General features: G+C 37.5%; 24 protein-coding genes, 1 tRNA gene and 1 pseudogene. 9 read left to right on the top strand and 17 right to left on the bottom strand.

What is annotated here, in order from left to right; genetic code table 11:
• Positions 1–6 precede the first annotated feature (6 nt).
• On the bottom strand, positions 7–1,143 hold the full coding sequence (gene wecB, locus J576_RS00955; RefSeq protein WP_002052911.1) for a non-hydrolyzing UDP-N-acetylglucosamine 2-epimerase: 1,137 nt from the start codon (positions 1,141–1,143) through the stop codon (positions 7–9).
• 2 nt (positions 1,144–1,145) lie between these two features.
• Positions 1,146–2,366: a tetratricopeptide repeat protein gene (locus J576_RS00950; protein ID WP_002052816.1), complete on the bottom strand. Its 1,221-nt coding sequence runs from the start codon at positions 2,364–2,366 to the stop codon at positions 1,146–1,148.
• 250 nt (positions 2,367–2,616) lie between these two features.
• Here J576_RS00950 and J576_RS00945 point away from each other — a divergent pair, with 250 nt between their 5' ends.
• Complete coding sequence (locus J576_RS00945; protein WP_002052483.1) at positions 2,617–3,318, top strand: VIT1/CCC1 transporter family protein; 702 nt, start codon at positions 2,617–2,619, stop codon at positions 3,316–3,318.
• 111 nt (positions 3,319–3,429) lie between these two features.
• Positions 3,430–4,476 (top strand): NAD(P)H-dependent flavin oxidoreductase, encoded by a 1,047-nt coding sequence (locus tag J576_RS00940; RefSeq protein ID WP_002052631.1) that lies wholly within the window; start codon positions 3,430–3,432, stop codon positions 4,474–4,476.
• Positions 4,477–4,519: 43 nt separating this feature from the next.
• On the opposite strand, the gene dusB is transcribed toward J576_RS00940, so the two are convergent.
• Positions 4,520–5,545, bottom strand: a complete 1,026-nt coding sequence (gene dusB, locus J576_RS00935; protein WP_002052634.1) for a tRNA dihydrouridine synthase DusB — start codon at positions 5,543–5,545, stop codon at positions 4,520–4,522.
• 82 nt (positions 5,546–5,627) lie between these two features.
• Here dusB and J576_RS00930 point away from each other — a divergent pair, with 82 nt between their 5' ends.
• Complete coding sequence (locus J576_RS00930) at positions 5,628–6,836, top strand: DUF1615 domain-containing protein (protein WP_002052526.1); 1,209 nt, start codon at positions 5,628–5,630, stop codon at positions 6,834–6,836.
• Complete coding sequence (locus tag J576_RS00925) at positions 6,803–7,459, top strand: HAD-IB family hydrolase (RefSeq protein WP_004885875.1); 657 nt, start codon at positions 6,803–6,805, stop codon at positions 7,457–7,459. Before J576_RS00930 ends, J576_RS00925 begins: the two co-directional genes overlap by 34 nt.
• 26 nt (positions 7,460–7,485) lie before the next feature.
• On the opposite strand, the gene proB is transcribed toward J576_RS00925, so the two are convergent.
• From proB to uvrB, 8 genes are all read right to left on the bottom strand, one after another.
• Positions 7,486–8,619: a glutamate 5-kinase gene (proB, locus tag J576_RS00920; RefSeq protein ID WP_002052602.1), complete on the bottom strand. Its 1,134-nt coding sequence runs from the start codon at positions 8,617–8,619 to the stop codon at positions 7,486–7,488.
• Positions 8,620–8,634: 15 nt separating this feature from the next.
• A complete protein-coding gene (gene cgtA, locus J576_RS00915; protein WP_002052725.1) occupies positions 8,635–9,855 on the bottom strand; it encodes an Obg family GTPase CgtA in 1,221 nt (406 codons plus the stop codon).
• A gap of 164 nt (positions 9,856–10,019) precedes the next feature.
• Positions 10,020–10,694 carry a hypothetical protein gene (locus J576_RS00910; RefSeq protein WP_002052875.1) on the bottom strand — a complete coding sequence of 225 codons (675 nt, stop codon included), beginning with the start codon at positions 10,692–10,694 and terminating at the stop codon, positions 10,020–10,022.
• Positions 10,695–10,705: 11 nt separating this feature from the next.
• A complete protein-coding gene (locus J576_RS00905; protein ID WP_004885863.1) occupies positions 10,706–11,440 on the bottom strand; it encodes a hypothetical protein in 735 nt (244 codons plus the stop codon).
• Between the two features lie 149 nt (positions 11,441–11,589).
• On the bottom strand, positions 11,590–13,047 hold the full coding sequence (locus J576_RS00900) for a glyceraldehyde-3-phosphate dehydrogenase (protein WP_002052743.1): 1,458 nt from the start codon (positions 13,045–13,047) through the stop codon (positions 11,590–11,592).
• A 216-nt stretch (positions 13,048–13,263) separates the two neighbouring features.
• Positions 13,264–14,211 carry an EamA family transporter RarD gene (gene rarD, locus J576_RS00895; RefSeq protein WP_081401002.1) on the bottom strand — a complete coding sequence of 316 codons (948 nt, stop codon included), beginning with the start codon at positions 14,209–14,211 and terminating at the stop codon, positions 13,264–13,266.
• Positions 14,212–14,319: 108 nt separating this feature from the next.
• Entirely contained in the window at positions 14,320–14,907 is a 588-nt protein-coding gene (locus tag J576_RS00890; RefSeq protein WP_002052730.1) for a lipocalin family protein, read from the bottom strand.
• A 94-nt stretch (positions 14,908–15,001) separates the two neighbouring features.
• A complete protein-coding gene (gene uvrB, locus J576_RS00885) occupies positions 15,002–17,023 on the bottom strand; it encodes an excinuclease ABC subunit UvrB (RefSeq protein WP_002052726.1) in 2,022 nt (673 codons plus the stop codon).
• Between the two features lie 179 nt (positions 17,024–17,202).
• Here uvrB and J576_RS00880 point away from each other — a divergent pair, with 179 nt between their 5' ends.
• Positions 17,203–17,994 (top strand): A1S_2505 family phage non-structural protein, encoded by a 792-nt coding sequence (locus J576_RS00880; protein ID WP_002052788.1) that lies wholly within the window; start codon positions 17,203–17,205, stop codon positions 17,992–17,994.
• A 143-nt stretch (positions 17,995–18,137) separates the two neighbouring features.
• Positions 18,138–19,574 (top strand): sensor domain-containing diguanylate cyclase, encoded by a 1,437-nt coding sequence (locus J576_RS00875; protein WP_002052624.1) that lies wholly within the window; start codon positions 18,138–18,140, stop codon positions 19,572–19,574.
• Positions 19,575–19,603: 29 nt separating this feature from the next.
• Here the strand turns inward: J576_RS00875 and J576_RS00870 are convergent, their stop codons facing one another.
• Positions 19,604–19,783, bottom strand: coding sequence for a hypothetical protein (locus J576_RS00870; protein ID WP_000139632.1), 180 nt, complete (start codon positions 19,781–19,783; stop codon positions 19,604–19,606).
• Between the two features lie 208 nt (positions 19,784–19,991).
• On the opposite strand from J576_RS00870, the gene J576_RS00865 reads away from it, so the two are divergent.
• Positions 19,992–21,227 carry a pyridoxal phosphate-dependent aminotransferase gene (locus J576_RS00865; RefSeq protein ID WP_033855457.1) on the top strand — a complete coding sequence of 412 codons (1,236 nt, stop codon included), beginning with the start codon at positions 19,992–19,994 and terminating at the stop codon, positions 21,225–21,227.
• 51 nt (positions 21,228–21,278) lie between these two features.
• On the opposite strand, the gene J576_RS00860 is transcribed toward J576_RS00865, so the two are convergent.
• Positions 21,279–21,689 (bottom strand): GFA family protein, encoded by a 411-nt coding sequence (locus J576_RS00860; protein ID WP_002052812.1) that lies wholly within the window; start codon positions 21,687–21,689, stop codon positions 21,279–21,281.
• A gap of 184 nt (positions 21,690–21,873) precedes the next feature.
• Here J576_RS00860 and J576_RS00855 point away from each other — a divergent pair, with 184 nt between their 5' ends.
• A complete protein-coding gene (locus J576_RS00855; protein WP_002052956.1) occupies positions 21,874–22,311 on the top strand; it encodes a PaaI family thioesterase in 438 nt (145 codons plus the stop codon).
• 14 nt (positions 22,312–22,325) lie between these two features.
• Here the strand turns inward: J576_RS00855 and J576_RS00850 are convergent, their stop codons facing one another.
• Both J576_RS00850 and J576_RS20000 read right to left on the bottom strand, forming a co-directional pair.
• The gene (locus J576_RS00850) at positions 22,326–22,754 is read right to left on the bottom strand and encodes a hypothetical protein (RefSeq protein ID WP_002052864.1); all 429 of its coding nucleotides are present in this window, start codon (positions 22,752–22,754) and stop codon (positions 22,326–22,328) included.
• A 41-nt stretch (positions 22,755–22,795) separates the two neighbouring features.
• Positions 22,796–22,940, bottom strand: a pseudogene (locus J576_RS20000) (hypothetical protein); the annotation flags it as partial.
• Between the two features lie 49 nt (positions 22,941–22,989).
• Between J576_RS20000 and J576_RS00845 the strand changes: the two are divergent.
• Positions 22,990–23,065, top strand: a tRNA-Asn gene (locus tag J576_RS00845).
• 183 nt (positions 23,066–23,248) lie between these two features.
• Here the strand turns inward: J576_RS00845 and J576_RS00840 are convergent.
• Both J576_RS00840 and J576_RS00835 read right to left on the bottom strand, forming a co-directional pair.
• Positions 23,249–24,007 (bottom strand): SDR family oxidoreductase, encoded by a 759-nt coding sequence (locus J576_RS00840; protein WP_002052905.1) that lies wholly within the window; start codon positions 24,005–24,007, stop codon positions 23,249–23,251.
• Positions 24,008–24,280: 273 nt separating this feature from the next.
• Positions 24,281–24,925 carry a MiaE family protein gene (locus J576_RS00835; protein WP_002052437.1) on the bottom strand — a complete coding sequence of 215 codons (645 nt, stop codon included), beginning with the start codon at positions 24,923–24,925 and terminating at the stop codon, positions 24,281–24,283.

Raw genomic sequence — 24,925 nt, 5'->3', positions numbered from 1 at the left:
TGACTTCTATTCATAAGTTTTAGCAATTTCATCTAATATTCGCTGAGCTGCACGTCCATCACCAAACGGATTTTCAACATTTGCCATTTTTTGATAATGCTGTAAATCTGTTAAAAGTTTCTCAGCTTCATCTATAATTTTTTGCTGATTTGTACCAACGAGTACTCCAGCCCCCACCTCTACTACTTCTGGGCGTTCAGTGGTATCTCGTAAAATTAATACAGGCTTATTAAATGATGGGCTTTCTTCTTGCAAACCACCAGAGTCCGTTAAAATAAAGGTGGAGCGGTCTATAACAGCTAATAAACTTGGGTAATCTAGAGGTTTCACAAGATGAATTTGAGCATGATTTCTAAACTTATCATGTACTACATCATGTACAGCTGGATTTAAATGCACAGGCCAAATAAAATGCAAATCTGGATGCTGTTTTGCTAAATATTCAACCGCATTACAAATATTTTGAATTCCCTCACCAAAATTTTCACGGCGATGAGCTGTAATAAGTACAACTTTATCATTTAGTTTTAATTCAATTCCGTAGGGATCAAGCTGATTTTTCAAACCAGATTTTTCAGCGATTATTTTTCTTCCTAAATACACAGCATCTACTACAGTGTTACCTGTCACCGTAATTAAAGCTTGCTGAATTTGCTCATTTAACAAATTTTGTTTTGACTGCTCTGTAGGGGCAAAATGCCATTTGGTAATACGGGAGACTAACTGACGGTTACCTTCTTCAGGAAATGGGTGGTCTAAGTCATATGAACGTAAACCTGCTTCAACATGAGCAACAGGTATCTTCATTGAAAATGCAACTAACCCAGCAGCTAAGACAGTTGTGGTATCGCCCTGAATGACAATCGCATCTCTTTTTTGACCATCGGTGTAGACATGTTCAAGTTGCGTCAAGCCATGAATTAAGAGCTGATTGAGGCTTTGCCCAGCATTCATAATCTTAAGTCGGTGATCAATTTCAACTCCAAAGAAATCGATAGCATCTCGCACTAACTCATCATGTTGCCCCGTGAAAATCACTTCTATCTGAAATCGTGAATCTTGTTTTGCTAATAAAATTACCGGAGCTAGCTTTATAAGCTCTGGACGAGTACCAAATACAATCGAAATAAAAATTTTTTTCATTATTAGAAGTCCTTATAAAAAACAAGTTCTACACGAGTGTTGTTGTAATGATCTTTTGTATTAACAGGTACGTCTTTAAAATAGTTGCCATATAAACGTTCAACACGAAGTTTTATTGGTTGATAATTAAAAGGTTGCCATGAAATACCCGGGCCATATTCAAATAAATTATTGTAATATTCATCTTTACTATCTGCTAAACCATGCAATTTTACATAAGCCTGCACAATCCCACTCTCACCCTTATAAAGATTTAAGCCTGTACGTAAGCGCAAATCCCCAATAACGTTATAATCTTCTCTCGAATAAGTCGCGACATTGCCATAAAGATCGGTAAAGTAATTATCTAAACAAAGTGTATGATTACAGTTCAATGGTGAATACCATTCTTGATAACCTGTCACCCCCCCAACTACACTTTCACGAAATTTTTTTCTATTTCTGTCAATCAAGTCATAACTTCCACCAACTTCGACATAAGCTCGAACCGGTATTGAAATCCATGGTTGATAATTTGCGCCTACCCCAAGAGTGACTGCGTTCTCATCAATAATTTCAGGTCGTACCCCACCTTGAGATTTAGTATCACGGTTTAAATTAAGAAAACCATAGACTTGAGCTCGTCCATTATCAATATTTTTTCCGTACCGAACTTTTAAAGGAAAAATAACATCGTCATAACGTGACTCATAAGAAGGTGCAAAATAAATATCGCCAAAATATGCCTTAATTTCTCCCCCACTTAAATTTTTAACTGCCTGAGTTGCCTTTGCTGCAATTGCTGGATCTGAAGATGAAGTTAATTCTTTAAATAGAACTAATGCTTCACGATCTTTTTTTTGCTGATTCAGCAAATATGCTTCTTGTAATTTTAAAGTATCATCTTGAGGAGCTAAAGCTCTTGCTTGTCTTAAACTTTGTAAAGCCTCATCTCTTTTTTCGAGCCGAATTTGTAAATAAGTTAGGCTTTTCCAGACTTTAATATCTGTAGGGGTCAGCTTACTCAGCTCAACTAAAATTTTTTCTGCTTCTTGAGGTTGAGACTGCTCTATTTTATAAAATCTGTCCCATTTATCATAAATGAGGTTTCCAGGTTTATAGTCTGAAGCTACTTGGTCCTGTGCATAAACAGAGCTCATACTCACTACCGTTAAAGAAGAGATCACTGCTCCCATAAGTAATATTGAATGCGTTATAGAATTTATTGTTTTGCTATTTTTCATTTTCACCTCTACAGTAGATTAGAGTTATTAGGGGCAGTTTTTTTGGAATGATCAATAAATATCATAATTAAAAATAATGATTTACACCGTTAAGTTAGGTTAAAAATGTTTTATATAAATAATTTAGTCTCCATTTTTATTATTGATCTATTCTTTAGTATCCCTAAATTCCCTATAATGATGACATATTTTTTGATCAATAAATTGTAAAGTTTCATAGTATTTATAAAACATTTATAAGGAAAAACACATGGCTTTTCCACATCATACAGAACACCATGCAATTCACCGTTCAGGCTGGTTAAGAGCTTCAGTCTTAGGGGCTAATGATGGAATTATTTCTGTCACTAGCTTAATTATGGGCATGGCAGCAAGTGGAGCCAACTCACACACTCTATTAATTACATGTATTGCTGGCCTTATTTCTGGTGCTACCTCAATGGCTGCTGGAGAATATATTTCCGTAAAATCTCAAGAAGATATTGAAAAAGCAGATTTAGCGATTGAAGCAAAAGAACTCTCAAAGCACCCTCAAAAAGAGTTAGATGAGCTAACTCAAATTTATATTTCTAGAGGACTATCTAAAGAATTGGCTCAAGAGGTTGCTTTACAGTTAACAACTCATGATGCATTGGGTGCACATGCTCGTGATGAAATCGGCATTCATGAAAATACCGCAGCTAATCCTGTACAAGCTGCCTTATCATCTGCCGCATCATTTTCTTTTGGTGCTTTTTTCCCTATGCTCGCTATATTACTAAGCCCTAATCATTTGATTATGCCTGTGGTTTTGGCTACTGGTATTCTTTCGTTAGCGATTTTAGGTGCACTTTCTAGTTATTTTGCAGGTACATCTAAAATTAAAGGGAGTTTGCGTATTACGTTATGGGGAATTTTAGCAATGGCTTTTTCAAGCTGGATCGGTTCTTTATTTAATGTCACCCCTTTATAAAAAAGTTTTTTAAATACTCCTCTAGAATATTTAAAAATTAAATAGCCAATATTATTTGCTCTTCATTCTATTTTCACGTTATGGTGAAGTGAAAGAAGTGAGGTGAATAAAATGAGCCTATTACAACAATTTGCAATTAAACATCCAATTTTTCTGGCTCCCATGGCAGGGGTTTCTACACCAGAACTAGCGGCCGAGGTTTCAAATCAAGGAGGCCTTGGATCATTAGGCTTGGGAGCAAATACCCCACAAAGTGCACGTGAACAAATTTTAAAAACTCAAGCACTCACCGAAAACTCATTTCAGGTTAATTTTTTCTGTCATCAGTCTACAGAACTTAATCTAGAAAAAGCAAAACAATGGATTGAATATCTACGTCCTCATTTTGAAAAATTCGGTGCTCGGCCACCTCAAGATTTGCACTGCATCTATCCAAGTTTTTTAGATAATGATGACTTTTTAAATGTTGTTTTAGAAACTAAGCCCAAAGCGGTGAGCTTTCATTTTGGTATTCCCCATCCGCATCAAATTAAAGCTTTAAAAGAGGCTGGTATTTTGACTATGGTTTCGGCTACCAATTTAATTGAAGCGCAAGCCATTGAAGCAGCAGGTATTGATATTATTATTGCTCAAGGTATTGAAGCAGGTGGCCATCGCGGAATTTTCAATCAAACTTTTGATGCTGCGATTAAAACCAGTGACTTAGTACAATTGATTGTGCAGCATTGCAAACTCCCGGTTGTCGCCGCAGGCGGGATCATGACTGGCTTACAAGCCAAACATATGTTGAGCTTGGGAGCAACCGCAGTCCAGTTAGGTACAGCGTTTGTTCAATGCCAGACCTCAAATGCTTCTGCTGAATATCGCAAAGCATTATTTAATGAACCCATAACACAAATTAGCGCTAGCCTTTCTGGGCGCCCCGCTCGCGGTTTATTCAACCATTGGCACAACCAAATTGATTCACCTACTCGACCTGCCCAACCAGAGTATCCATACGCTTACGATTTGGCGAAGCAACTTAATGCTCTTGCGAGTAAACACCATGACTATGGTTTTGGTGCATTTTGGGCAGGAAGTAATGTTGCACTGATACGCGAATTAGGAGCATCAGATCTGGTTAATCAACTCGTTGTTGAAATGCTAGATAATGAATAGATGAAGATTTTAAGCAACCAGCCTGTGTACTGGTTGCTTTATTTTAGTGAGTAGCTAATAAATTAACCTGTTCAACCTGAACATCGCTCATCAAATTACCTTCTGCAAGCAATTGATTAAAATAACTCTCGACTACTAATGCCTGTTCAGCAGTGGTTTCAACTTTATACATATTTTGTCGGAACTCGTTACTTGAACGTAAACCTTTGGTGTACCAAGCAATATGCTTACGAGCAATACGACATCCAGAATATTCACCATAAAATTGATATAACTCAGACAGATGCCCTAAAAGTACATCTTTGACTTCTTCAATATTTGGAGCAGCCAAATGCTCACCAGTTTTTAAATAATGGGCAATTTCACGGAAAATCCATGGACGACCTTGTGCAGCCCGCCCAATCATGATTGCATCGGCGCCAGTATAGTCCAGTACATATTTTGCTTTTTCAGGACTATCAATATCACCGTTGGCAATTACTGGAATATTGATTAACTCTTTAACATGTTTGATTAATTCATAACGTGCTGTATTTAAATACATGTCTTCACGTGTGCGGCCATGCAATGCTAACGCAGCAATCCCCGCCTCTTCTGCACGTTTTGCCACCCTTAAAATATTTTCTTGGCCATTTAAAAATCCTAAACGGGTTTTTAAAGTCACAGGAACGTTAACTGCTGCAACAACTGCATCCAGTATTCGAGCAACCAAGTCTTCATCTTGTAATAATGCTGAACCTGCTAATTTATTGCATACTTTTTTTGCAGGACATCCCATATTGATATCAACAATTTGTGCCCCATTTGCAACTTGATAGCGAGCAGCCTCAGCCAACTGTTCTGGGTCAGAACCCGCGATTTGCGCAGAGATAGGAGCTAACTCTCCATCAAAATTAGCACGATAAAGACTTTTTTTAGTCATCCGTAAAGTTTTATCAGCAGTCATCATTTCACTGACCGCATGACCCGCACCAAAATACTTGCACAACGTTCTAAATGGACGGTCAGTTACACCGGCCATAGGAGCAACAATTAAATTATTTGACAGTTGATAGGGACCAATATACATATATATTCATACAATTGATGATCAACATAGTATACTTCATCCGCTTGATCAGCTCATCTTTTTTGCAGGTGCTTTCCTCGCCATGAACAAACCGTTGTCTTCCCGTTTTTTATTAAAATCATTCGGTGTAGTCACCGTATGCATGAGTTTAGCTGCTTGTGGAGATAAAGCCTGGTGGTCAAAAAATGATGAGCCCGATTTAGAAAGTCAGCAAATTAAAAAGTTAATTCCAGCACGTGTGCATGATCGGGAGTCATGGGCTAAAGATATTGACGATATTATGCAGGACTTAAAAATTCCTAAAACCAAACAAAATGTTTGTAGTATTGTCGCGATTGTAGATCAGGAATCTAACTTTGTTGCTAACCCTGTAGTACCAGGTCTAGGCAAAAAAGCAGTTGACGAAGTCAGTACCCGTTTAAATGAAAAGTTTGAAGACAAACTTGGCCAGAAAGTGGGGGGTACTGTCGCAGGTTATTTTGAAGAAGTATTGAAAACCCAACCCTCTCCTGACAACAACTATATGAGTCAGATGCGTAAAGTCAAAACTGAAAAAGATCTCGACTTACTTTATCGTCAAATTTTTGATTTTATGACTCAACATTATCATGTCAGTGCGTTAACTGGTGCAGCTAAACTGGTTGGGCAAGATATTGGTGAAAAAATGAATCCAATCACCACATTGGGTTCAATGCAAGTTCATATTAATTATGCTAAAGCGCATAAACGTTCTAGCATGAATATTGCAGACCTGAGAAATGATCTTTATACGCAATATGGCGGTCTATATTATGGCATTCATCGCTTGATGGTATACCCAGCAGACTATGATAAGGCCATTTATCGTTTTGCCGATTATAACTCAGGTATGTATTCTAGCCGTAATGCTGCTTTTCAAAGCATGCTCGATGCCCTTACTGATAATGAGCTCACCTTAGATGGTGATTTACTACTTTACGATAAAGCTGGTAGTCCACTCGCAGTTCAGAGTCAGTCAGAAAAAGAGTTAATGAAACTATTTACTGCAAATAATGTCTTAATTACACCAAGACAACTTCGCGATGATCTTAAATTAGAAAAAGAGAAAAAGTTTGAGAATACACAAACTTATATTGCCTTAACTAAACTCTATAAGGCAAAAACAGGCAAAGAACCTATCTATGCTATTATGCCTCAAGTGGTAATTTCTGGGCCTAAATTAAGTCGTGACTATAATACTAACTGGTATGCAACCCGCGTAAACGGACGATATGAATCATGTATGCAACGAGCGAAACGAATAAGACAATAAAAAATCTCGCCCTGTTTGATTTTGATGGGACCTTGTGTAGTAAAGACAGTTTTACAGGGTTCATCTTTTATGCGTTATCTAAGCGCCACATAGTTAAGCAAGGCTTGAAAATCCTGCCATGGATTCAAGCCTATTATCTTAATTTTTATCCCGCCCATGCGATGCGTGCCAAACTTTTTCGAAGCATGTTTCGCAATACCCCAGCAATTGAGCTGCAAAGATTAGGCGAAGAATATGCACAAGAACTCGTCTCAACTCTTTCACCTGAAATTTTTGCACAATTACAACAACATCAGTTACTTGGTGATCAGGTAGTACTAGTTTCGGCTTCAATCGATATCTATCTTGCTCCACTTTGCAAATTGCTCGATATCGAATTAATTTGTACTGAAACTCAAGTAAAAAATGGCATGATGACGGGTTATTACTCAACGCCAGATTGTAGTAGTGAACAAAAGAAGTTAAGAATACATGAACAATATTCTTTGCAGGATTATTATCAAGTTTATGCTTATGGAAATAGCTCAGAAGATTTAGATATGCTGAGCCTTGCCACCCACCCTTTTATGGTCGGTGAAGATCGAATCTTGCCATCGTTAACACCACAAAAAAAGCTCGCATAAAGCGAGCTTTTTTTGTAGATCACTAGTTAATAAATCGCCATATGATCACGATGGATCATTTCAAGCGAACGAGCTTCTCCAAGTACTTGATAAACCTTGTCTGAAGAGAGGCCCTTAATAATTTCAGCTGAACGAGAACTAAAGTTTACTCGTCCAACCGCAATACGTTTACCTTGCTTATCAACGCATTCAACCACATCACCACGATCAAAATGTCCTTCAACAGTTTTTACCCCAACAGGTAATAAACTGCGATGTTTAGATTTAATCGCGTCAACCGCGCCATCATCTATGACCAGACGACCTGCTGTTTGTAAATGTGCAGCAAGCCACTGTTGATGTGCTGTCATACGGTCTTTATCAGTCGTGAACAATGTACCAAGCATTTCACCAGCCATGACTCGTGACAATACATTATCACTTTCACCACTAGCGATCAGTGTTGGACAACCTGACTTGGCAGCTAAACGTGCAGCACGGACTTTAGTGACCATGCCACCTCGCCCAAGTACACCACCACCGCCAGCCATTTCAAATAAAACATCATCCATGGCACGAACAGTTGATAACAGCTTTGCATCAGGGTTGTGACGTGGATCTGAGTCAAACATGCCTTGCTGATCTGTTAAAATGATCAGTAAATCAGCATGTACTTGACCAGCAACCATTGCCGCTAAGGTATCGTTATCACCAAAACGAATCTCGTCAGTAGAGACTGTATCGTTTTCATTAATAACCGGAATAACACGCCAGTCAATCAAGTTCTGCAACGCATCGCATGAGTTCAAATAACGACGGCGATCTGCCAAATCGTCATGTGTTAATAACACTTGAGCTGTTCGAATACTATGATTTTCAAGCACGCTAGACCATGTATGAATTAGGCCCATCTGCCCAATTGCGGCACATGCTTGTAAACTGGGTAGATCGGTGGGTCGACTCGCAAGCTTCATACGAACCATACCTTCTGCTACAGCTCCTGAAGACACTAAAATAATTTCGTGCCCAGCATTATGTAAATCTGCAATCTGTTTCGCCCAATGCGAAATAGCATCCAGATCTAGCCCCTGCCCATTTGCTGTGAGTAAAGATGATCCGATTTTAACAACGATTCGTTTACACTCACTGAGCTTACGTTGCCCATCGACCACTTCTATCATGTTTTCCTCGGTTTTTTAGTCACGAACGTAGATGCTTTCTACATCATTGTCGTCTTCATCATCGTCAAAATCATCATCATCGTCCATCATGCTTTCAAGACGTTGTGCTCGACGCATTGCACGATATGCTTCTTTTGCCGCAATGGTTTGTTCACGTGTTTCAACTTCTAGTTGTTCACGGAAAGCTCTTACTTCTGCTGCGTACTCAGGATCTTCAACTTCGCGTTCACGTTGCTGTTCAATCTGATCCATCAGGTAGTACACAACTTCCTTTGTACCTTCACTTAATAAGCCCGATGTTTTAAAGACAGGTCCAGTCCACTCTAATTCATCTAGAATGTGCTGACACCACTCTTCACGGCTTTCCTCAGCAATTTGATCCAGTTTATTGAGCACTAAAACAACTGGTAGTTTCGCCAAAGTAGGTGAGAACTTAACCAACTCATTCATAATTGCTTTTGCATTATGAGCTGGATCTGAACCATCAATTGGTTGTACATCAATAATATGTAAAAGAATACGAGTACGCGCCAAATGTTTAAGGAAACGAATTCCTAGACCTGCACCTTCTGCCGCACCTTCAATAAGGCCCGGAATATCGGCCATGACAAATGAACGATGACGGTCAGCATCTACAACACCCAAGTTTGGAACCATGGTTGTAAATGGATAGTCTGCCACTTTTGGCTTTGCAGCACTTACAGCACGAATGAAAGTAGATTTACCAGCATTTGGCATACCTAATAAGCCAACATCTGCCAATACTTTCAACTCAAGACGAATTTCACGAAATTCACCTTTAGTACCCGTAGTACATTTACGTGGAGCACGGTTAGTTGATGATTTAAAGTGTGTATTTCCCAAACCACCTTCACCACCACCTGCAACCAGAATTCTTTGGCCGTCTTCAACCAAGTCGCCAATAATATCGCCAGAATCTGTATCAACAATTGTTGTACCAACAGGTACTTTTAAAACCACATCTTCACCACCGCGTCCGGTACAGTTAGCACCTGCACCGTTTTTACCACGTTCAGCGCGGAATTTACGGGTGTAACGGTAATCGACTAAGGTACTTGTATCATCATCGGCTTGAATATAGATACTTCCACCACGTCCGCCATCACCACCATCTGGGCCACCAAATGGTACAAATTTTTCACGGCGAAAACTGGCTACGCCATTGCCACCGTCGCCAGCCTCTACGGTAATGACTGCTTCATCAACAAAGCGCATTTGCCAATCCTCTAAAAACTCTAAAACCGCCTATTCTGCCATATTTTCATAAAATTCTCGAATAGAAAATCGAGAGAATTCTACTTTCCTAGGTCTTATTTTATTACTTTTTATATTGATAAAAACTTATAGCAGAACATAGCCTCTCTTTATGTATTTATTCCTTAAGGGTGTACATTACGCAGAGGTAAATCCATCTTCATATCTAAATTAGCTTTAGTGTGTTGCACAGAGTTATACATAATGGCATTAAAGCTTGAGATATTGCCCATTTCCATTGCATCATTAATTTTTAAGCTTGGATTAAATTGGTGTTTAATCGGTAAATTTACCGATTCATCGAACTCGAAATAAACTGGACCATTAAAAGCAATCTTAACAGGAATGGTATAGCTACGTTTTAACTGAAATGGAATATCCAGATTAATGGGTATATTTAGTTTTAGTGGAAACCTAGGTAACAACTTATTTTGGTATATTAAATCGGTTGTTGTTTCCAAAGGCATCACCTGATCAACTTTCAGCGTTGTTGCATAATCAACGCTTACTGTAATTGGAGTCTCAACTTCAAACGCTAAATCAGCCAAATATCTCCCCTTTAAAGGCACCGAAATCTGACGATTAATATCAATTGATGTATCTAGTTTACCTATGGACTGGACCTGTAAATTATTACCAACATGTATTTTAGTTTCTAATGATTCTGGTAATCGAATATCTGATTCGTGCGCAGAAACCACCACCGAAGCTTGTATATTTAAATAGAGCCAAAATAAAATTGCCGTGAGTACCATAATCAGAAAGAAACTGATGAGCATACTTTTTATTGAACCCAGCATAAGTCACCTTCCTACTTATTCTGGTTCTGTGCAGGTAAAGATGTAGCGTTATCATCTTTAACACGATTAAGGCTCATGCTTGATAGAGGTATTTTTAACTCGCCATGCTCAATTTTAACTGGCAAAGTATTTTTGACATCTACTGAAGCATTTAAAGCAGTTTTTACAGGTACATTTAAACTACCCTGAATTGGAATATTTGTTTTTAATTGGGCATTTAGTGGAATATGAAGATCTTCTTTTAAAACCGTTTTAACTGGAGCATCAAACTTCAAATGAACTTTTTGATCGAGCGGTACTTGAATATCAATAGGTACATCAAGCTTTAAGGGAATATTCCCTTTTAATGGCAAAGTAATATCCTTACCCAATACTCTGACTTGAACTTTGGTGTCTATCGGTAGGCTTTGATCAACTTTTAACGTTTCTTTTACAGGAATAACTGTGCTGATTGGCACCATATTATCGAAATAGACACGAGGAGTTAACGTCTGTGTTAAAGGTATCGTTAACTTTTCATTAATAGGAATATTCGCATTTACTCGGCCTTTTACATCGACATTTAAAGCATCTTTTACTTTGACCTGTACCTGTAATGGTTCTTGTAAATCAATCGCTACAGCTTGGTTTTTCAGCGGAATATAAATATTAAAATGCTTGAAAACCCAAATGGCGATGAGCACACCACATATATTCGCGATGATGATGAAAAAGAAGACTATCAATAATCTTTTAAACTGCTGCAATTCCAATCCCTTACTATTTCTTTTTGTTCCTTAAATCCTATTCTCATTGATTTCTAAAAAATAATCAGCATATATTTTGTACGGTTGTAAAAAAACCCAGTCTAAACTGGGTCTTTTTGTCACATACTTTTATCTAACGTTAAATCAAATTAAGCATTAGTTTCTGCAGGGATTTTTGTATAGCTTACGCCACACATTTGTTCAGCAATACGTAATACTTGGCAGCTATAACCTACTTCGTTATCGTACCAAACATATGCAGTTAAACGGTTACCTGAAGTAATTGTTGCTTGAGCATCATATACACCAGCAGTACGAGAACCGATAAAGTCACTCGATACAACTTCTGTAGAGTTGGTATAACCGATTTGACCTTGAAGTTTAGAGTTAATCGAAATTTGACGAATGTATTCGTTCACTTCTTCGCGATCAACTTCTTTATCAAGTGTTAAGTTTAAGATTGCAAGAGATACGTTTGGTGTAGGAACACGTACAGAGTTACCAGTTAACTTACCTTTTAATGCAGGTAATGCTTTAGCAACAGCTTTAGCAGCACCAGTTTCAGTAATAACCATGTTCAATGTAGCAGCACGACCACGACGATCAGCTTTGTGATAGTTATCAATTAAGTTCTGGTCATTTGTAAATGAGTGAACTGTCTCAACGTGACCATTAAGAACTTTATATTTGTCATCCAATACTTTAAGAATTGGAGTGATCGCATTTGTTGTACAACTTGCAGCAGAGATGATTTTGTCTTCATCTAAGATGTCAGAGTTGTTTACACCAAATACAACGTTTTTCATTTCGCCTTTACTTGGTGCAGTTAATACAACACGTGCAACACCTGGGCATTTCAAATGTTGGCTTAAGCCTTCAGCATCACGCCATTTACCAGTGTTGTCGATTAAAAGCGCGTTTTCAATACCGTATTGAGTATAGTCTACTTCACTTGGGCTAGATGCATAGATCACTTTGATGAAGTTACCGTTAGCAATGATTGCTTCGTTTTCTTCATCAACAGAAATTGTACCAGCGAAAGTACCGTGAATAGAGTCACGACGAAGTAAAGAAGCACGTTTTGCCAAGTCACCGTCAGAAGACTTACGAACAACAATCGCTTTAAGGCTTAAACCACGACCTAAACCTGATTGGCTAATGATTAAACGAGCTAAGATACGACCAATACGACCAAAACCGTAAAGAACTACATCTTTAGGTTGTTCAGAAGTTGCGCTACCTTTAATTGACTCAACTGCTTGAGCAACAAAAGCGTCAACATCACCGCCTTTTTCTTTATATTCAACTGCAAGTTTACCGATATCAACTTCTGCAGAACCAATGTTTTCAACTTTTGCTAAAGCTTCTAAAATTGGGAAAGTATTTACTACAGAAAGCTCAACATCTACAACACGTGTACGACGGTGAGTTTTCAAAATTTGAATAACAGAACGGTTAATTAAAGAGCGACCGTAAACAGATACGACAATATTTTTTTCACGGTATAATTGACCGATTAATGCAATCATACGTTCCGCGATTTCTTCACGGTTTTTCCAACGGCCTTGGTGTTCAGCGTGCAGGGCGATGATAGTGTCTTTGCTCACAGATACGTCCTCTAATTAATTATATCTAGGCGTGATTTTTAAAACCCCGTAATTGTAATGGAATTATTAGCAAGAATGAATCAAAAGCTGACGTCAGTGACTAGATTTTCCCAAAATTCATCATAAATTCATAAAATACCTATAATTATTTTTTATTATCTTATTGTTTAAAGCAGCTAAATTTTTGCTTTTTCTTACTTTTTAGATTCTGTTGCTCTAATCATGAGCATCATTTTTTAATCTTTTTTGATATTTTTCGAGATTTAATTGCAAATTTTTGGCTTTTTTCTGCTGCTGATAAAGATGGAATGCACCTTCTAGCACAAGTACAAATACAGCACACCAAATTGGAATATAAGTAAACCATTCTTCTTGACCAATGCTTTCCCCTAGCACTAAGGATGCTAAAGCAAGTAACACTGGTTCAAGATATCCAAGTAAGCCAAATACAACTAAAGGTAAAAAACGACTTGCTAATATGTAACATCCCAAGCCTATAGCACTAAGTACTCCTAATCCTGCAATTACTAAGGCAAGAGTTGGTTGATCGAAAAATTTACTATATGGCAATAATCCTGTATGTGTTAGATAAATCGCCACAGGCATGATGATCAAAAGGTCCCACCAAAAACCACCTAAATTATCTGTTTTAATTTTCTTGCGTAACAAGAAATAAGCTGAGTAACCAATGGCCACCAAAGCAGTTTCCCAAGCAATACTTCCTAAACGAAAAATCTCATGGCCGACACCAACTATTGCCAGAATAATAGCGACCCACTGAAATTTTGATATTTTTTCCCCATATAGCACACTACCAGCCAAAACCAGCACAAGCGGTAGAAGGAAATATCCCAAAGATACTTGTAAACCACGTCCATGCATGGGTCCCCATAAAAAGAGCCATAGCTGTATCGACGTTAAAATCGAGGTTGTTATGAGTAACAAAAGTAAAGAAGGTTTTGCCAAAATACGTTGATAGATATTTTTAATATGACTTAAGTCACCACTCCACCACATAAATAGAGTTAAAAATGGCAAAGTAGCAATAATACGCCACCCAAATGTTTGCTCGCTATCAAGTTGACCAAGTAGTTGAGTATAGAAATAAAGAACACCGAAAGTTAATGATGCCATGACAGAGAAAATCACGCCTTTTAACATCACTAACCTCTTTACACTTTAAGAAAAATAAAGCGATACAATACTTGATTTATCCACTATAAAAAAGAAAAAACCATGCGAAAACATGGTTTTTTATTAAGCAGAATTTATTTATTCTTTGTGCTCAGTATGAATAACATCACGAATATCAAATCCTAATGTTTTGGCATAATTTAGATATTCATCAATCAATTCTTTTTTGGGATGTGGTGTTCTAGATAATACCCAAAGATACTTACGTGAAGGCTCCCCTACTAAAACAGTTTGATAGTCTTCATCCAGCTTTAAAATCCAGTAATCTCCACGAATAACCGGAATCCATCTCACAGCTTCAGGTAAAAAACTTACTTTTAATTTTGTGTTATAGGGTGGATTAACTACAAAAGCTTCGCCAATAGATTGCTGTAATTGCTTCTGATTATCGTAGCAGCGATTATCTACAACGATATTTCCATTTTCATTTAAAGTGTAAGTTGCAGATACGTTGTAAGCACATTTTTTTTGGAAAAAAGCCGGTTTACGTGCGACTTCATACCACACACCTAAATAACGGTCTAATTCAACTTTATCGACAGTTGGTAAAGGCTTCTGCTGGGCATAGGCATATGTTCCAACGGCTAAGCCAGTTAGAACAATCCCGCCCAATGCAATTTTTGCCAAGCGCCAACTGGCTTGCGGAACATTATTTCGAAATGCCATTGTTGCCCTCAACTATTAGTTGTGAATACAAAAATAACTTAAACATCTACAGTAGCTTGTTTTTTAAACAAATCATGTAGTGTTATGTATCCATTTATTGCAACATTTGCGCTTTTAAACGAACGATTTCATCACGAATACGAGCCGCTTGCTCAAATTGTAGATCTTTAGACGCCTTTAACATTTCTTTCTCAAGCTTAGTAATATGCTTACTGAACAATTTAGGGTCAGAAAGAATATGACGGTCATCAGCACTTAGTGCTTGTGCCTGCTCCAATATTTTCTCATCAATTTGATCATCTGAAAGCACTTCACCCGTATCAATTTCTTTCACGGCCTGACGGACTGCACTACGTGGTGTAATACCATGCAGCTCGTTAAATTCGATTTGTTTAGCTCTACGGCGTTCTGTCTCATCAATTGCTTTTTGCATAGAGTCGGTAATTCTATCTGCATATAAAATTGCCTTACCTTTCACATTTCGCGCAGCACGACCAATGGTCTGAATAAGTGAACGTTCTGAACGTAAGAAGCCCTCTTTATCTGCATCTAAAATAGCAACTAAAGAAACCTCTGGCATATCTAAGCCTTCACGAAGTAAGTTAATACCAACCAAAACATCAAATACGCCTGTACGTAACTCATGAATAATTTTGACACGTTCAACCGTATCAATATCCGAGTGCAAATAAGCGACCTTAACACCATATTCTTTTAAATAAGATGTTAAATCTTCCGCCATACGTTTTGTTAAAGTCGTCACCAATACACGTTCATTTAAGTTCTTACGAATATTAATTTCAGAAAGAACATCATCGACTTGAGTAAGTACTGGGCGAACTTCAATTTCAGGATCAACCAAACCTGTAGGACGAACGACCTGTTCAACCACTTGTTCTGACTTCTCCAACTCGTATTTAGCTGGCGTTGCACTCACAAAAATAGTGGTCGGAACAATACGTTCCCACTCTTCAAATTTCATTGGGCGGTTATCAAGCGCGCTTGGTAAACGGAAACCATAATTTACCAAGTTTTCTTTACGTGAACGGTCACCTTTATACATTGCGCCAATCTGAGGAACCGTTACATGTGACTCATCAATAATAAGTAAAGCATCGTCCGGTACATAATCAAATAATGTCGGTGGTGCTTCACCTGCTGGACGGCCTGATAAATGACGAGAGTAGTTTTCAATACCATTGGTATAACCTAACTGCTGCATCATTTCCAAATCATAACGAGTACGCTGTTCGATACGCTGAGCCTCAAGCAACTTGTCATGTTCACGGAAGAACTTAAGCTGGTCTTGAAGTTCATCCTTAATGGTATCAATAGCACGCGTTAAGTTGTCTTTTGGCGTTACATAATGACTTTTCGGATAAATCGTAACACGTGGTACTTTGCGCACCATCTTACCGGTGAGTGGATCAAACCAACGAATTGAATCTACTTCATCGTCAAAAAGTTCAATACGAATTGCGTGTTGGTCAGATTCTGCTGGGAAAATATCAATAATTTCGCCACGAATTCGATAAGTACCACGTAAAAATTCAAGCTCATTACGGGTATATTGCATTTCAACCAAACGGCGAATAATTTCGTCTCGACTCACTCGATCACCCTGAACCACATGCAATAACATTTGCATATAGGCATTTGGGTCACCCAAACCATAAATAGCAGAAACAGAAGCTACAATAATTGCATCACGACGCTCTAACAAGGCACGTGTTGCCGATAAACGCATCTGGTCAATATGGTCATTAATTGCTGCATCTTTTTCAATAAACGTATCTGAAGACGGAACATAAGCCTCGGGTTGATAGTAGTCGTAATAACTTACGAAGTATTCAACTGCATTATTTGGGAAGAAGGCTTTAAATTCACCATAAAGCTGGGCTGCTAATGTCTTATTGTGCGCCATCACAATGGTTGGTCGCTGTGTTTGGGCAATCACGTTTGCCATGGTATAGGTCTTACCGGAACCAGTCACACCCAAAAGTAACTGATTACGAAAACCTTTTTCGACGCCATTTACCAGCTTTTCAATTGCCTGTGGCTGATCACCCGCTGGCTGGTAATGAGTGACCAAATCGAAAGGTTGATTTTCGTTCACAGTTCTCTCTCTTTATAAAAAATTTGAATTTATCGTCTAGCAATTTAATGGGGATTTTTTCCCTAATTTAAAGTCTGTAGCCAGATTAATATACAGCGAAAATATTAAGCATCTTGACACTTGACCAATGCTTTAAACGGTTGCAACATGAACTTATCCATTAGATAAAAAGCATAACCATGACCTATCAATATCATGATGAAAGTATTGTAACTGAACTCCCTGAAGATACAGTGTTTGTCTTCGGTAGTAATATGGCTGGGCAACATGGTAGTGGAGCCGCACGTGTTGCCAGTCAGCATTTTGGGGCTGTAGAAGGTGTGGGACGTGGCTGGGCTGGACAAAGCTTTGCAATTCCAACCTTAAATGAACACATTCAACAAATGCCTCTCTCCCAAATCGAGCATTATGTTGAAGACTTTAAAATTTATGCAAAAAATCATCCTAAAATGAAATACTTTGTCACTGCTTTAGGATGTGGGATCGCGGGTTATAAAGTTTCTGAAATTGCCCCACTTTTTAAAGGCATATATCACAACGTGATTTTTCCAGAATCATTTAAACCTTATGTTGAAGATAATGCTGTTTCACAGTTTCCGACACTCACTCAAAAAATGGTTCAAAGTTTTATTAACGATGAGGTTATTTTTTACTTTAATCATGGCAGTGAATCTTTTGAAGATGCTTTAGATAAAACTGATTTATCAGATGCTGAAAAAGCAATAGCGCTGATTGTTTTAAATGAAGAGTTGTACCCTCGTGACCGCTATGGCAGAGGCCGAGAGCACGAATTGAGTGATATTTTAGGTAAGCTCAATGGCAAGATTTTCAATATTCATGGTAACTCAGAAGGCGCAATGATTTTTGTCAGTGTCATTGTGGCACTGATGGAACTTTATGATTTTGATGAACAAGACTTCATTAAATTATGGCGCGGCGAGAAAAATATCGACCACCCGATTAACCGTTAATTTATTTTGATATTTTATGAGTAAAGCAGATAAATTCTGCTTTCTCATTATTTTAATTTTTCTAAAGATTTAAATTGATTATTTTCCCAAATCCTAATTTTTCTCATTATACTTTAAGACAAACTGAATACTTAAAGAAACAAATGGAAACTTTAGATTCTTCAATTTTTGACCTAACCCCAATTCCAATGTGGATTGAGGACTTCAGTGAAGTTAAACAGCTATTTGATTTATGGAGAAATCAAGGGGTCGAAAACCTTTACGAATTTCTAAGTCAAAATGAAAATTTAATTGCCGAATGCGCCCATAAAATTAAAATTATTAAGGTCAACCAAAAGGTATTAGAACTTTTTGAAGCAAAAAACCAAGAAGAATTATGTGCCAATTTAAATCTTATTTTTAAAAAAGAGATGTTTGAAGCTCACATTCATGAACTCGAAGCGTTATGGAATGGCAAAACTCATTTCTCAAGTACCACGATAAATTACACGCTCTCTGGTAAACGTATTGATGTACAACTACGGGGAGCAATTTTACCGGGTTCTGAAACTACATTTGACCGTATTTTAATTACCACTGAAGACATTACGCCTTATCAAAATGCACTTCGTCAGGAAGAGAAAAATCGACGCCTAGCAGAATCAATGTTTATCTACTCCCCCACTTCTCTTTGGGTTGAAGATTTTAGCCGTATTAAAAATAGAATTGATCAGCTTAGGCTATTAGGTATTGAAGACTTTAGGACTTTTTTAGATGTGCATCCTGAATTCGTGCGCCAATGTATCGAAGATATTTTAATCTTAGATGTTAATCAGTCGACTCTTGATTTATTTAAAGCACCTGACAAAACCGCTCTTTTAAAAAATACGCATAAAATTTTTGCTCAAGAGATGGTGGAAACTTTTAGAGAACAACTAATTGAACTCTGGCAAGGAAATATTCACCATAAGCGTGAAGCCGTTAACTATGCATTAGATGGCCAAATCAGAAATGTTTTACTGCAATTTACCGTATTCCCCGGTTATGAAGATACTTGGGGATTGGTACAGGTTGCTCTTACAGATATTACTGCACGAAAGAAAGCTGAAAATTATTTAGAATATTTAGGTCAGCATGATGTACTGACTAAACTTTATAACCGTGCTTTCTTTACAGAAGAGCTTAATCGTTTAAACCGCAGCATTATTCGTCCTGTTTCTTCAATTTTTTTAGACATGAATGGTTTAAAAGAAACGAATGATCAACTTGGCCACGATATTGGTGACGGTTTATTACGTCGTGTGGGGAATATTTTAAACCAAGCTATTACGAATACTGCTTATACTGCCTCCCGAATTGGTGGAGACGAGTTCGTAATTTTGATGCCTGGTGCAGATGAGGCAAATGTATTGATTATGCTTCAAACTATTCAGGAGCTTTTTAATATCGATAATCAATATTACTCAAGCCATCCTATTAGTATTGCAATTGGACACGCAACGACAAAAGAAAATGAACAAGTGGAAGAGATGTTAAAACGCGCAGATCATCACATGTATCAAAAGAAAAAAATTTATTATCAAGAAGTACTACAACAATAAAAAAACAGGCATATTGCCTGTTTTTTTAATTAACGCTTACCCATAGAACGACGAGTACCACGAGGTGGCATCCAAGTTCTATCTGCATATTGCTCTGGCTTCGGACGCACTTGGTTGTGTACAGCATCGCCAGCTTGGTTGCTTTCATTAGGCATTGGGAATGGCAATTTCACCAAAGCCTTTTTCTGTTTTGGCTGTTGCTCAGTCATAATTCAGTCTCGATATTTCGATTGCGATTTATTATAAAGGATTTTTCTCATTTCTTTCGAAAAAAGCTTCAATTGAATAAAACCGCAACAAGAACGTTTCTAAATTAAACTTTTTTACATCTAAAAATACCCACATCCGCAAATTACTTAATTTTTGCGATAAGATAGTATGCTTTTTATTTTTTAATCCCATAAGAGGAATATTGCCGTGGACGTACGTCTTTCTGATCGTGTCAATGCCATCAAACCGTCCCCTACACTTGCTGTAACTAATAAAGCAGCTGAGCTTAAAGCTGCTGGCAAGAATGTGATTGGTTTAGGTGCTGGCGAGCCAGATTTTGATACCCCTCAACACATCAAAGATGCTGCAATTGAAGCGATTAATAATGGTTTCACAAAATATACGGCTGTAGATGGTACTCCTGGGTTAAAAAAAGCAATTATTGCTAAATTGAAGCGTGATAATAATCTTGATTATCAAGCAAACCAGATTTTGGTTTCATGTGGTGGTAAACAAAGCTTCTTTAACTTGGCACTTGCATTATTAAACAAAGGGGATGAAGTGATCATCCCTGCGCCATTTTGGGTAAGCTATCCAGATATGGTTATTATTGCTGAAGGTACGCCAGTTATTGTGAAATGTGGTGAAGACCAACGTTTCAAAATTACACCTGAACAACTAGAAGCAGCAATTACTCCTAACACTCGCTTAGTAGTATTAAACAGCCCATCTAACCCAACAGGTATGATTTATAGCAAAGCTGAATTAGAAGCTTTAGCTGAGGTTTTACGTCGTCATCCACAAGTATTTGTTGCTTCTGATGACATGTATGAACCAATCCGTTGGGAAGATGAGTTCTATAACATTGCAACTGTTGCTCCAGATTTATATGACCGCACAATTGTTTTAAATGGTGTATCTAAAGCATATGCAATGACAGGTTGGCGTATTGGCTATGCAGCCGGTCCAGCAAAAATCATTGGTGCAATGAAAAAAATCCAGTCTCAATCAACTTCTAACCCAACTTCAATTTCACAAGTTGCTGCTGAAGCTGCATTGAATGGTCCACAAGATGTTTTAGAGCCAATGATTGAAGCGTTTAAACGTCGTCATGACTTAGTAGTTAATGGCTTAAACGACATCAAAGGTATCTCTTGTTTACCTGCTGATGGCGCATTCTATGCATATGCAAATATTCGCCCTCTTATTCGTGCAAAAGGCTTAAAGTCTTGCACAGAATTCTCTGAATGGTTACTTGAAGAAACTGGCGTAGCAGTTGTTCCTGGTGATGCATTTGGTTTAGGCGGCTTCATGCGCATTTCATATGCAACAGCTGATGAAGTACTCGTTGATGCTTTAGCACGTATCAAAAAAGCTGCTGAATCAATCAAAGGTGTTGATGCTGCGATTGCATCTATCGAAGCTGAAAAAGCTGCAAAATAATTTGTAAAACTAAAAAAGGCCTCAAAATTGAGGCCTTTTTTATAATTAAAATTATTCTGGGTTAAATAGCGCAACCACCTCGGCCCCAGTTAGTTTCTTGGTATCATTCTGAAAAGTATAAAAATCGGGTTTTGAATCAATAAAAATTTCCATATCAAGGTGTAAACCTTCTACCGGCTCATTTAAGGAAAATGCATTGATATTGCAATAACTATTATCTTTCGTTCTCCAAAAAATTGTTGTTCCACAAGCATTACAAAAGCCCCTTTCACCCCATTCAGAAGAGTTAAATACACTAAGATGCTTTTGCTGAAGAAACTTTAAACTACCTTTAACTACATCAACTGTCATAATGACACCACTTGTCTGTCTTCGACACATCGAACAATGACAAACATGAACATCATGATTTTTTAATTCAACTTCAAAAGTTGTTTCACCACATAAACACTGACCGTTCATTATTATTTTCCATACGAAATTTATATTTTTAGATTTATAAAATATTCTGCCCAATCCAACTTTACAAGTTTATAAACTATAAATGACCTATCCTCCTATTCACTCCAACTTGACAATAGTTAATTTAACGCCTAATTTAACATCAAGTTCCATTTTAGAACTTTAATAACTGAAGGACTCAAAAATGAAAAAACCTATGGAAATGACAGGCCTCGAATTTTTACAAGCCATGGTTGAAGGCCACATTCCGCCTGCGAGTATTAGCAAAACTATACCTATGCAACCCACTGAAATTTCTGAAGGATCAGTAACTTTTAAAGCACAAGCAGATCATAGCCATTTAAACCCTTTAGGTGGCGTACATGGTGGTTTCGCTGCAACTGTTCTAGATTCAGTGACTGGCTGTGCTGTGCATACGATGTTACCCGCTGGTGTAGGTTATGGAACTATCGATCTGAATGTAAAAATGTGTCGTCCTATTCCTCAAAATCAGACTTTATTTGCTACAGGTAAGATTATTAATATAAGTAAAAATTTGGGTATTTCCGAAGGCAAAATTATTGATGAAGAAGGCAAAATTTATGCTTATGCAACAGCGACTTGTATGATTATTCGACCATAAAAACTAAGGCAGCTTTAAACGGCTGCCTTTTTTATTAAGTCAGGAAGATCTGGACGGTCACAAGTTTGTGCAACTACATAAGGTGCCCAAATATTCTTAAGTTGAAGCTCTATCACTTTATGAAACTGAGTAGACCAAGCTAAAACTTTATTTTTACCCCACAATAATTCCCCTTCGAGTTGGAAAATATAAAGGGGTTTAGATTGATCTAATATATTGCAAGACTTTAAAACTTTCAGTGAAGTATGCGCATCCCATTTTGAGCTAAACCAGAGTTGTAATAAGTCACCTAAGTACAAATCCTGCTTTTTAAATGGAAAAGCATTGATCCATGCATCTTCTACAAGTGTGTAATAAGATTCTGGTTGATTTAAAATATTGAGATAATTGCGTTGATAAAAATCAAAATTAGAAAAAATAGAAGCAACAGTAAGTGTTTTCATACTTATCTCCGATTTAGCCATTTTAGTGCTGGCAAGTTGGTTTAAATCCACACTGTTTGGATTACTCCAAACGCTCGTTCTTTTTTGAATCTAGCAATTGAGTTTTTAAAGTGCAAGTAATTTATATCCTCGCCACTCAACTTGATCAAATAAAAAGCATACAACACAAAAATGAAGGAAACATGACGATTTTCACTTGACCCTTGTCAAAATCTCCTTATAATCGCATGCAGATTCTCCCATAGCTCAGTCGGTAGAGCGACGGACTGTTAATCCGCAGGTCCCTGGTTCGAGCCCAGGTGGGAGAGCCAAATATTAAAAAGCCCGCAGCATTAAAGCGGGCTTTTTTATTGCCTTCTATTAAAGTATACCTATAAAAAAATCCCCTACTGCCTGTAGAGGATTTGCTTTTCATAATTCGAATATTTACCAGATCGAATCATCAGTTCTAAACTTAGGTGACCTTCTACGCTTAGATCTTTTTTAAAATTACATTATTCCACTTCTACAACTTTTAAAGGGTTAAAAGACTGAGTCGTTGGCATCATTTCTATACGGTTAATATTAATATGCGGTGGTTGTGATGCAATCCATGCGACCGTATTTGCAATATCTTCAGGCAAGATTGGATTCTTTTTATCATATAAACTACTAGCTTTCTCCTGATCCCCCTTAAAACGCACAAGAGAAAATTCAGTACCGCCACATAGTCCCGGCTCAATATTTGTTACTCGTACACCAGTACCAGCTAAATCTGCACGAAGATTTAAACTAAACTGCTCCACAAAAGCTTTTGTTGCACCGTAAACATTACCACCAGGATATGGATATGTACCTGCAATTGACCCCATATTAATAATTAGACCCGATTTCTTCTGCACCATACTTGGTAAAATTAGTCGGGTAATAGTAACCAGCCCCTTAACATTGGTATCAATCATCGTGTACCAATCATCTAATTCAGCTTTATCTGCTGGCTCTAGACCCAATGCCAAGCCTGCATTATTGACCAGTAAGTCAATTTGATCGATTTGAAATTCATTTGGTAATTCTTTAAATAACTTATTTATATTTTCTACTGTATCTGTCATATCAAATACTAATGGGTAGAATTTCTCACCAAGTTCTTGTTTTAATTCTTCTAGTTTTTCTGCCCGTCTTCCGCAACCAATAACTTTATAGCCCAACTCAATCAATTTTTTTGAAATGCTATAACCAAAACCTGCCGATGCGCCTGTAACTAATGCTAACATTCTTATATCCTTAGAAATAATCAACTATTTCAGTTGAACTCATGATGAACATATCAGCCTTTATATTTACACAATATTGATTATTAGCCTAAAAAAATAAAAGTTTTTTTAAAAATTTTAAGAGAAATTAAAATCTATAAAAAATATATTTATTAAATAATTATATGCATTTAAAAACTAAAAGCAGAACATGTCTATAGCCAAAAAGATAAAGCTCACCTAATAAAAAAGTTTACCGTGAAAGGTAAACTTTTTTATTTGAGGCGCCCAAGACTATGCAGGAATACCACTATGAAACCGGAAAGTATCATCCGGAGTCAAAATCAGATTCTTTTCAACCTCACGGATGTGTTCAATACGTTGCTGAATATCCTCTTCAGGATCTTTCATTTTGGCAGTTTTGGCAACATCAAGCGCTAGTGCCAAATAGTCTTCAAAATGACGAGATTCTGACTTAAGCAAGTAACGATAATAACGTCCCAGTTCGTCATCTACACGCGGAGCAAGTGCATAAAAACGTTCGCATGAACGTGCTTCTACAAAAGCTCCGATAACCAGTACATCAATTAAAGCTTCTGGCTCATAGGTACGTATTTCTTTTCGCAAGCCACCTGCATATCGTCCTGCGCTTAAACCTTTCCACTCTTGGCCACGTTTCGTCATAAACTCGAGAACTTGTTCATAGTGAAGCATTTCTTCACGTACAAGTTGAGCAAGTTTGACTTGTAGATCTGTAAAAAAACTATAGCGGAACATCAAGTTCATTGCCGTACCGGCTGCTTTTTTCTCACAATTGGCATGATCTTGCATCAAGATGTCTAAATTATTAACGGCCTCATCTAACCATTCATTTGGAGTTTGACACCCCAAAAATGCCAACACAGGCTGCATTAATTCATCGTAATTGATACTCGACAT

Origin of the sequence: Acinetobacter sp. 766875 (assembly GCF_000582055.1) — a bacterium.
Lineage (GTDB): Bacteria > Pseudomonadota > Gammaproteobacteria > Pseudomonadales > Moraxellaceae > Acinetobacter > Acinetobacter nosocomialis.
Note: the sequence above shows the minus strand (reverse complement) of the source record. Positions and strands in the feature narration are given on the sequence as shown.

Excerpts from the sequence above, each read along its gene's own strand:
- wecB (WP_002052911.1), bottom strand. The coding sequence starts at position 1,143 with ATGAAAAAAATTTTTATTTCGATTGTATTTGGTACTCGTCCAGAGCTT.
- J576_RS00950 (WP_002052816.1), bottom strand. The coding sequence starts at position 2,366 with ATGAAAAATAGCAAAACAATAAATTCTATAACGCATTCAATATTACTT.
- J576_RS00945 (WP_002052483.1), top strand. The coding sequence starts at position 2,617 with ATGGCTTTTCCACATCATACAGAACACCATGCAATTCACCGTTCAGGC.
- J576_RS00940 (WP_002052631.1), top strand. The coding sequence starts at position 3,430 with ATGAGCCTATTACAACAATTTGCAATTAAACATCCAATTTTTCTGGCT.
- dusB (WP_002052634.1), bottom strand. The coding sequence starts at position 5,545 with ATGTATATTGGTCCCTATCAACTGTCAAATAATTTAATTGTTGCTCCT.
- J576_RS00930 (WP_002052526.1), top strand. The coding sequence starts at position 5,628 with ATGAACAAACCGTTGTCTTCCCGTTTTTTATTAAAATCATTCGGTGTA.
- J576_RS00925 (WP_004885875.1), top strand. The coding sequence starts at position 6,803 with ATGTATGCAACGAGCGAAACGAATAAGACAATAAAAAATCTCGCCCTG.
- proB (WP_002052602.1), bottom strand. The coding sequence starts at position 8,619 with ATGATAGAAGTGGTCGATGGGCAACGTAAGCTCAGTGAGTGTAAACGA.
- cgtA (WP_002052725.1), bottom strand. The coding sequence starts at position 9,855 with ATGCGCTTTGTTGATGAAGCAGTCATTACCGTAGAGGCTGGCGACGGT.
- J576_RS00910 (WP_002052875.1), bottom strand. The coding sequence starts at position 10,694 with ATGCTGGGTTCAATAAAAAGTATGCTCATCAGTTTCTTTCTGATTATG.
- J576_RS00890 (WP_002052730.1), bottom strand. The coding sequence starts at position 14,907 with ATGGCATTTCGAAATAATGTTCCGCAAGCCAGTTGGCGCTTGGCAAAA.
- J576_RS00880 (WP_002052788.1), top strand. The coding sequence starts at position 17,203 with ATGACCTATCAATATCATGATGAAAGTATTGTAACTGAACTCCCTGAA.
- J576_RS00875 (WP_002052624.1), top strand. The coding sequence starts at position 18,138 with ATGGAAACTTTAGATTCTTCAATTTTTGACCTAACCCCAATTCCAATG.
- J576_RS00870 (WP_000139632.1), bottom strand. The coding sequence starts at position 19,783 with ATGACTGAGCAACAGCCAAAACAGAAAAAGGCTTTGGTGAAATTGCCA.
- J576_RS00860 (WP_002052812.1), bottom strand. The coding sequence starts at position 21,689 with ATGAACGGTCAGTGTTTATGTGGTGAAACAACTTTTGAAGTTGAATTA.
- J576_RS00855 (WP_002052956.1), top strand. The coding sequence starts at position 21,874 with ATGAAAAAACCTATGGAAATGACAGGCCTCGAATTTTTACAAGCCATG.
- J576_RS00850 (WP_002052864.1), bottom strand. The coding sequence starts at position 22,754 with ATGAAAACACTTACTGTTGCTTCTATTTTTTCTAATTTTGATTTTTAT.
- J576_RS00840 (WP_002052905.1), bottom strand. The coding sequence starts at position 24,007 with ATGTTAGCATTAGTTACAGGCGCATCGGCAGGTTTTGGTTATAGCATT.
- J576_RS00835 (WP_002052437.1), bottom strand. The coding sequence starts at position 24,925 with ATGTCGAGTATCAATTACGATGAATTAATGCAGCCTGTGTTGGCATTT.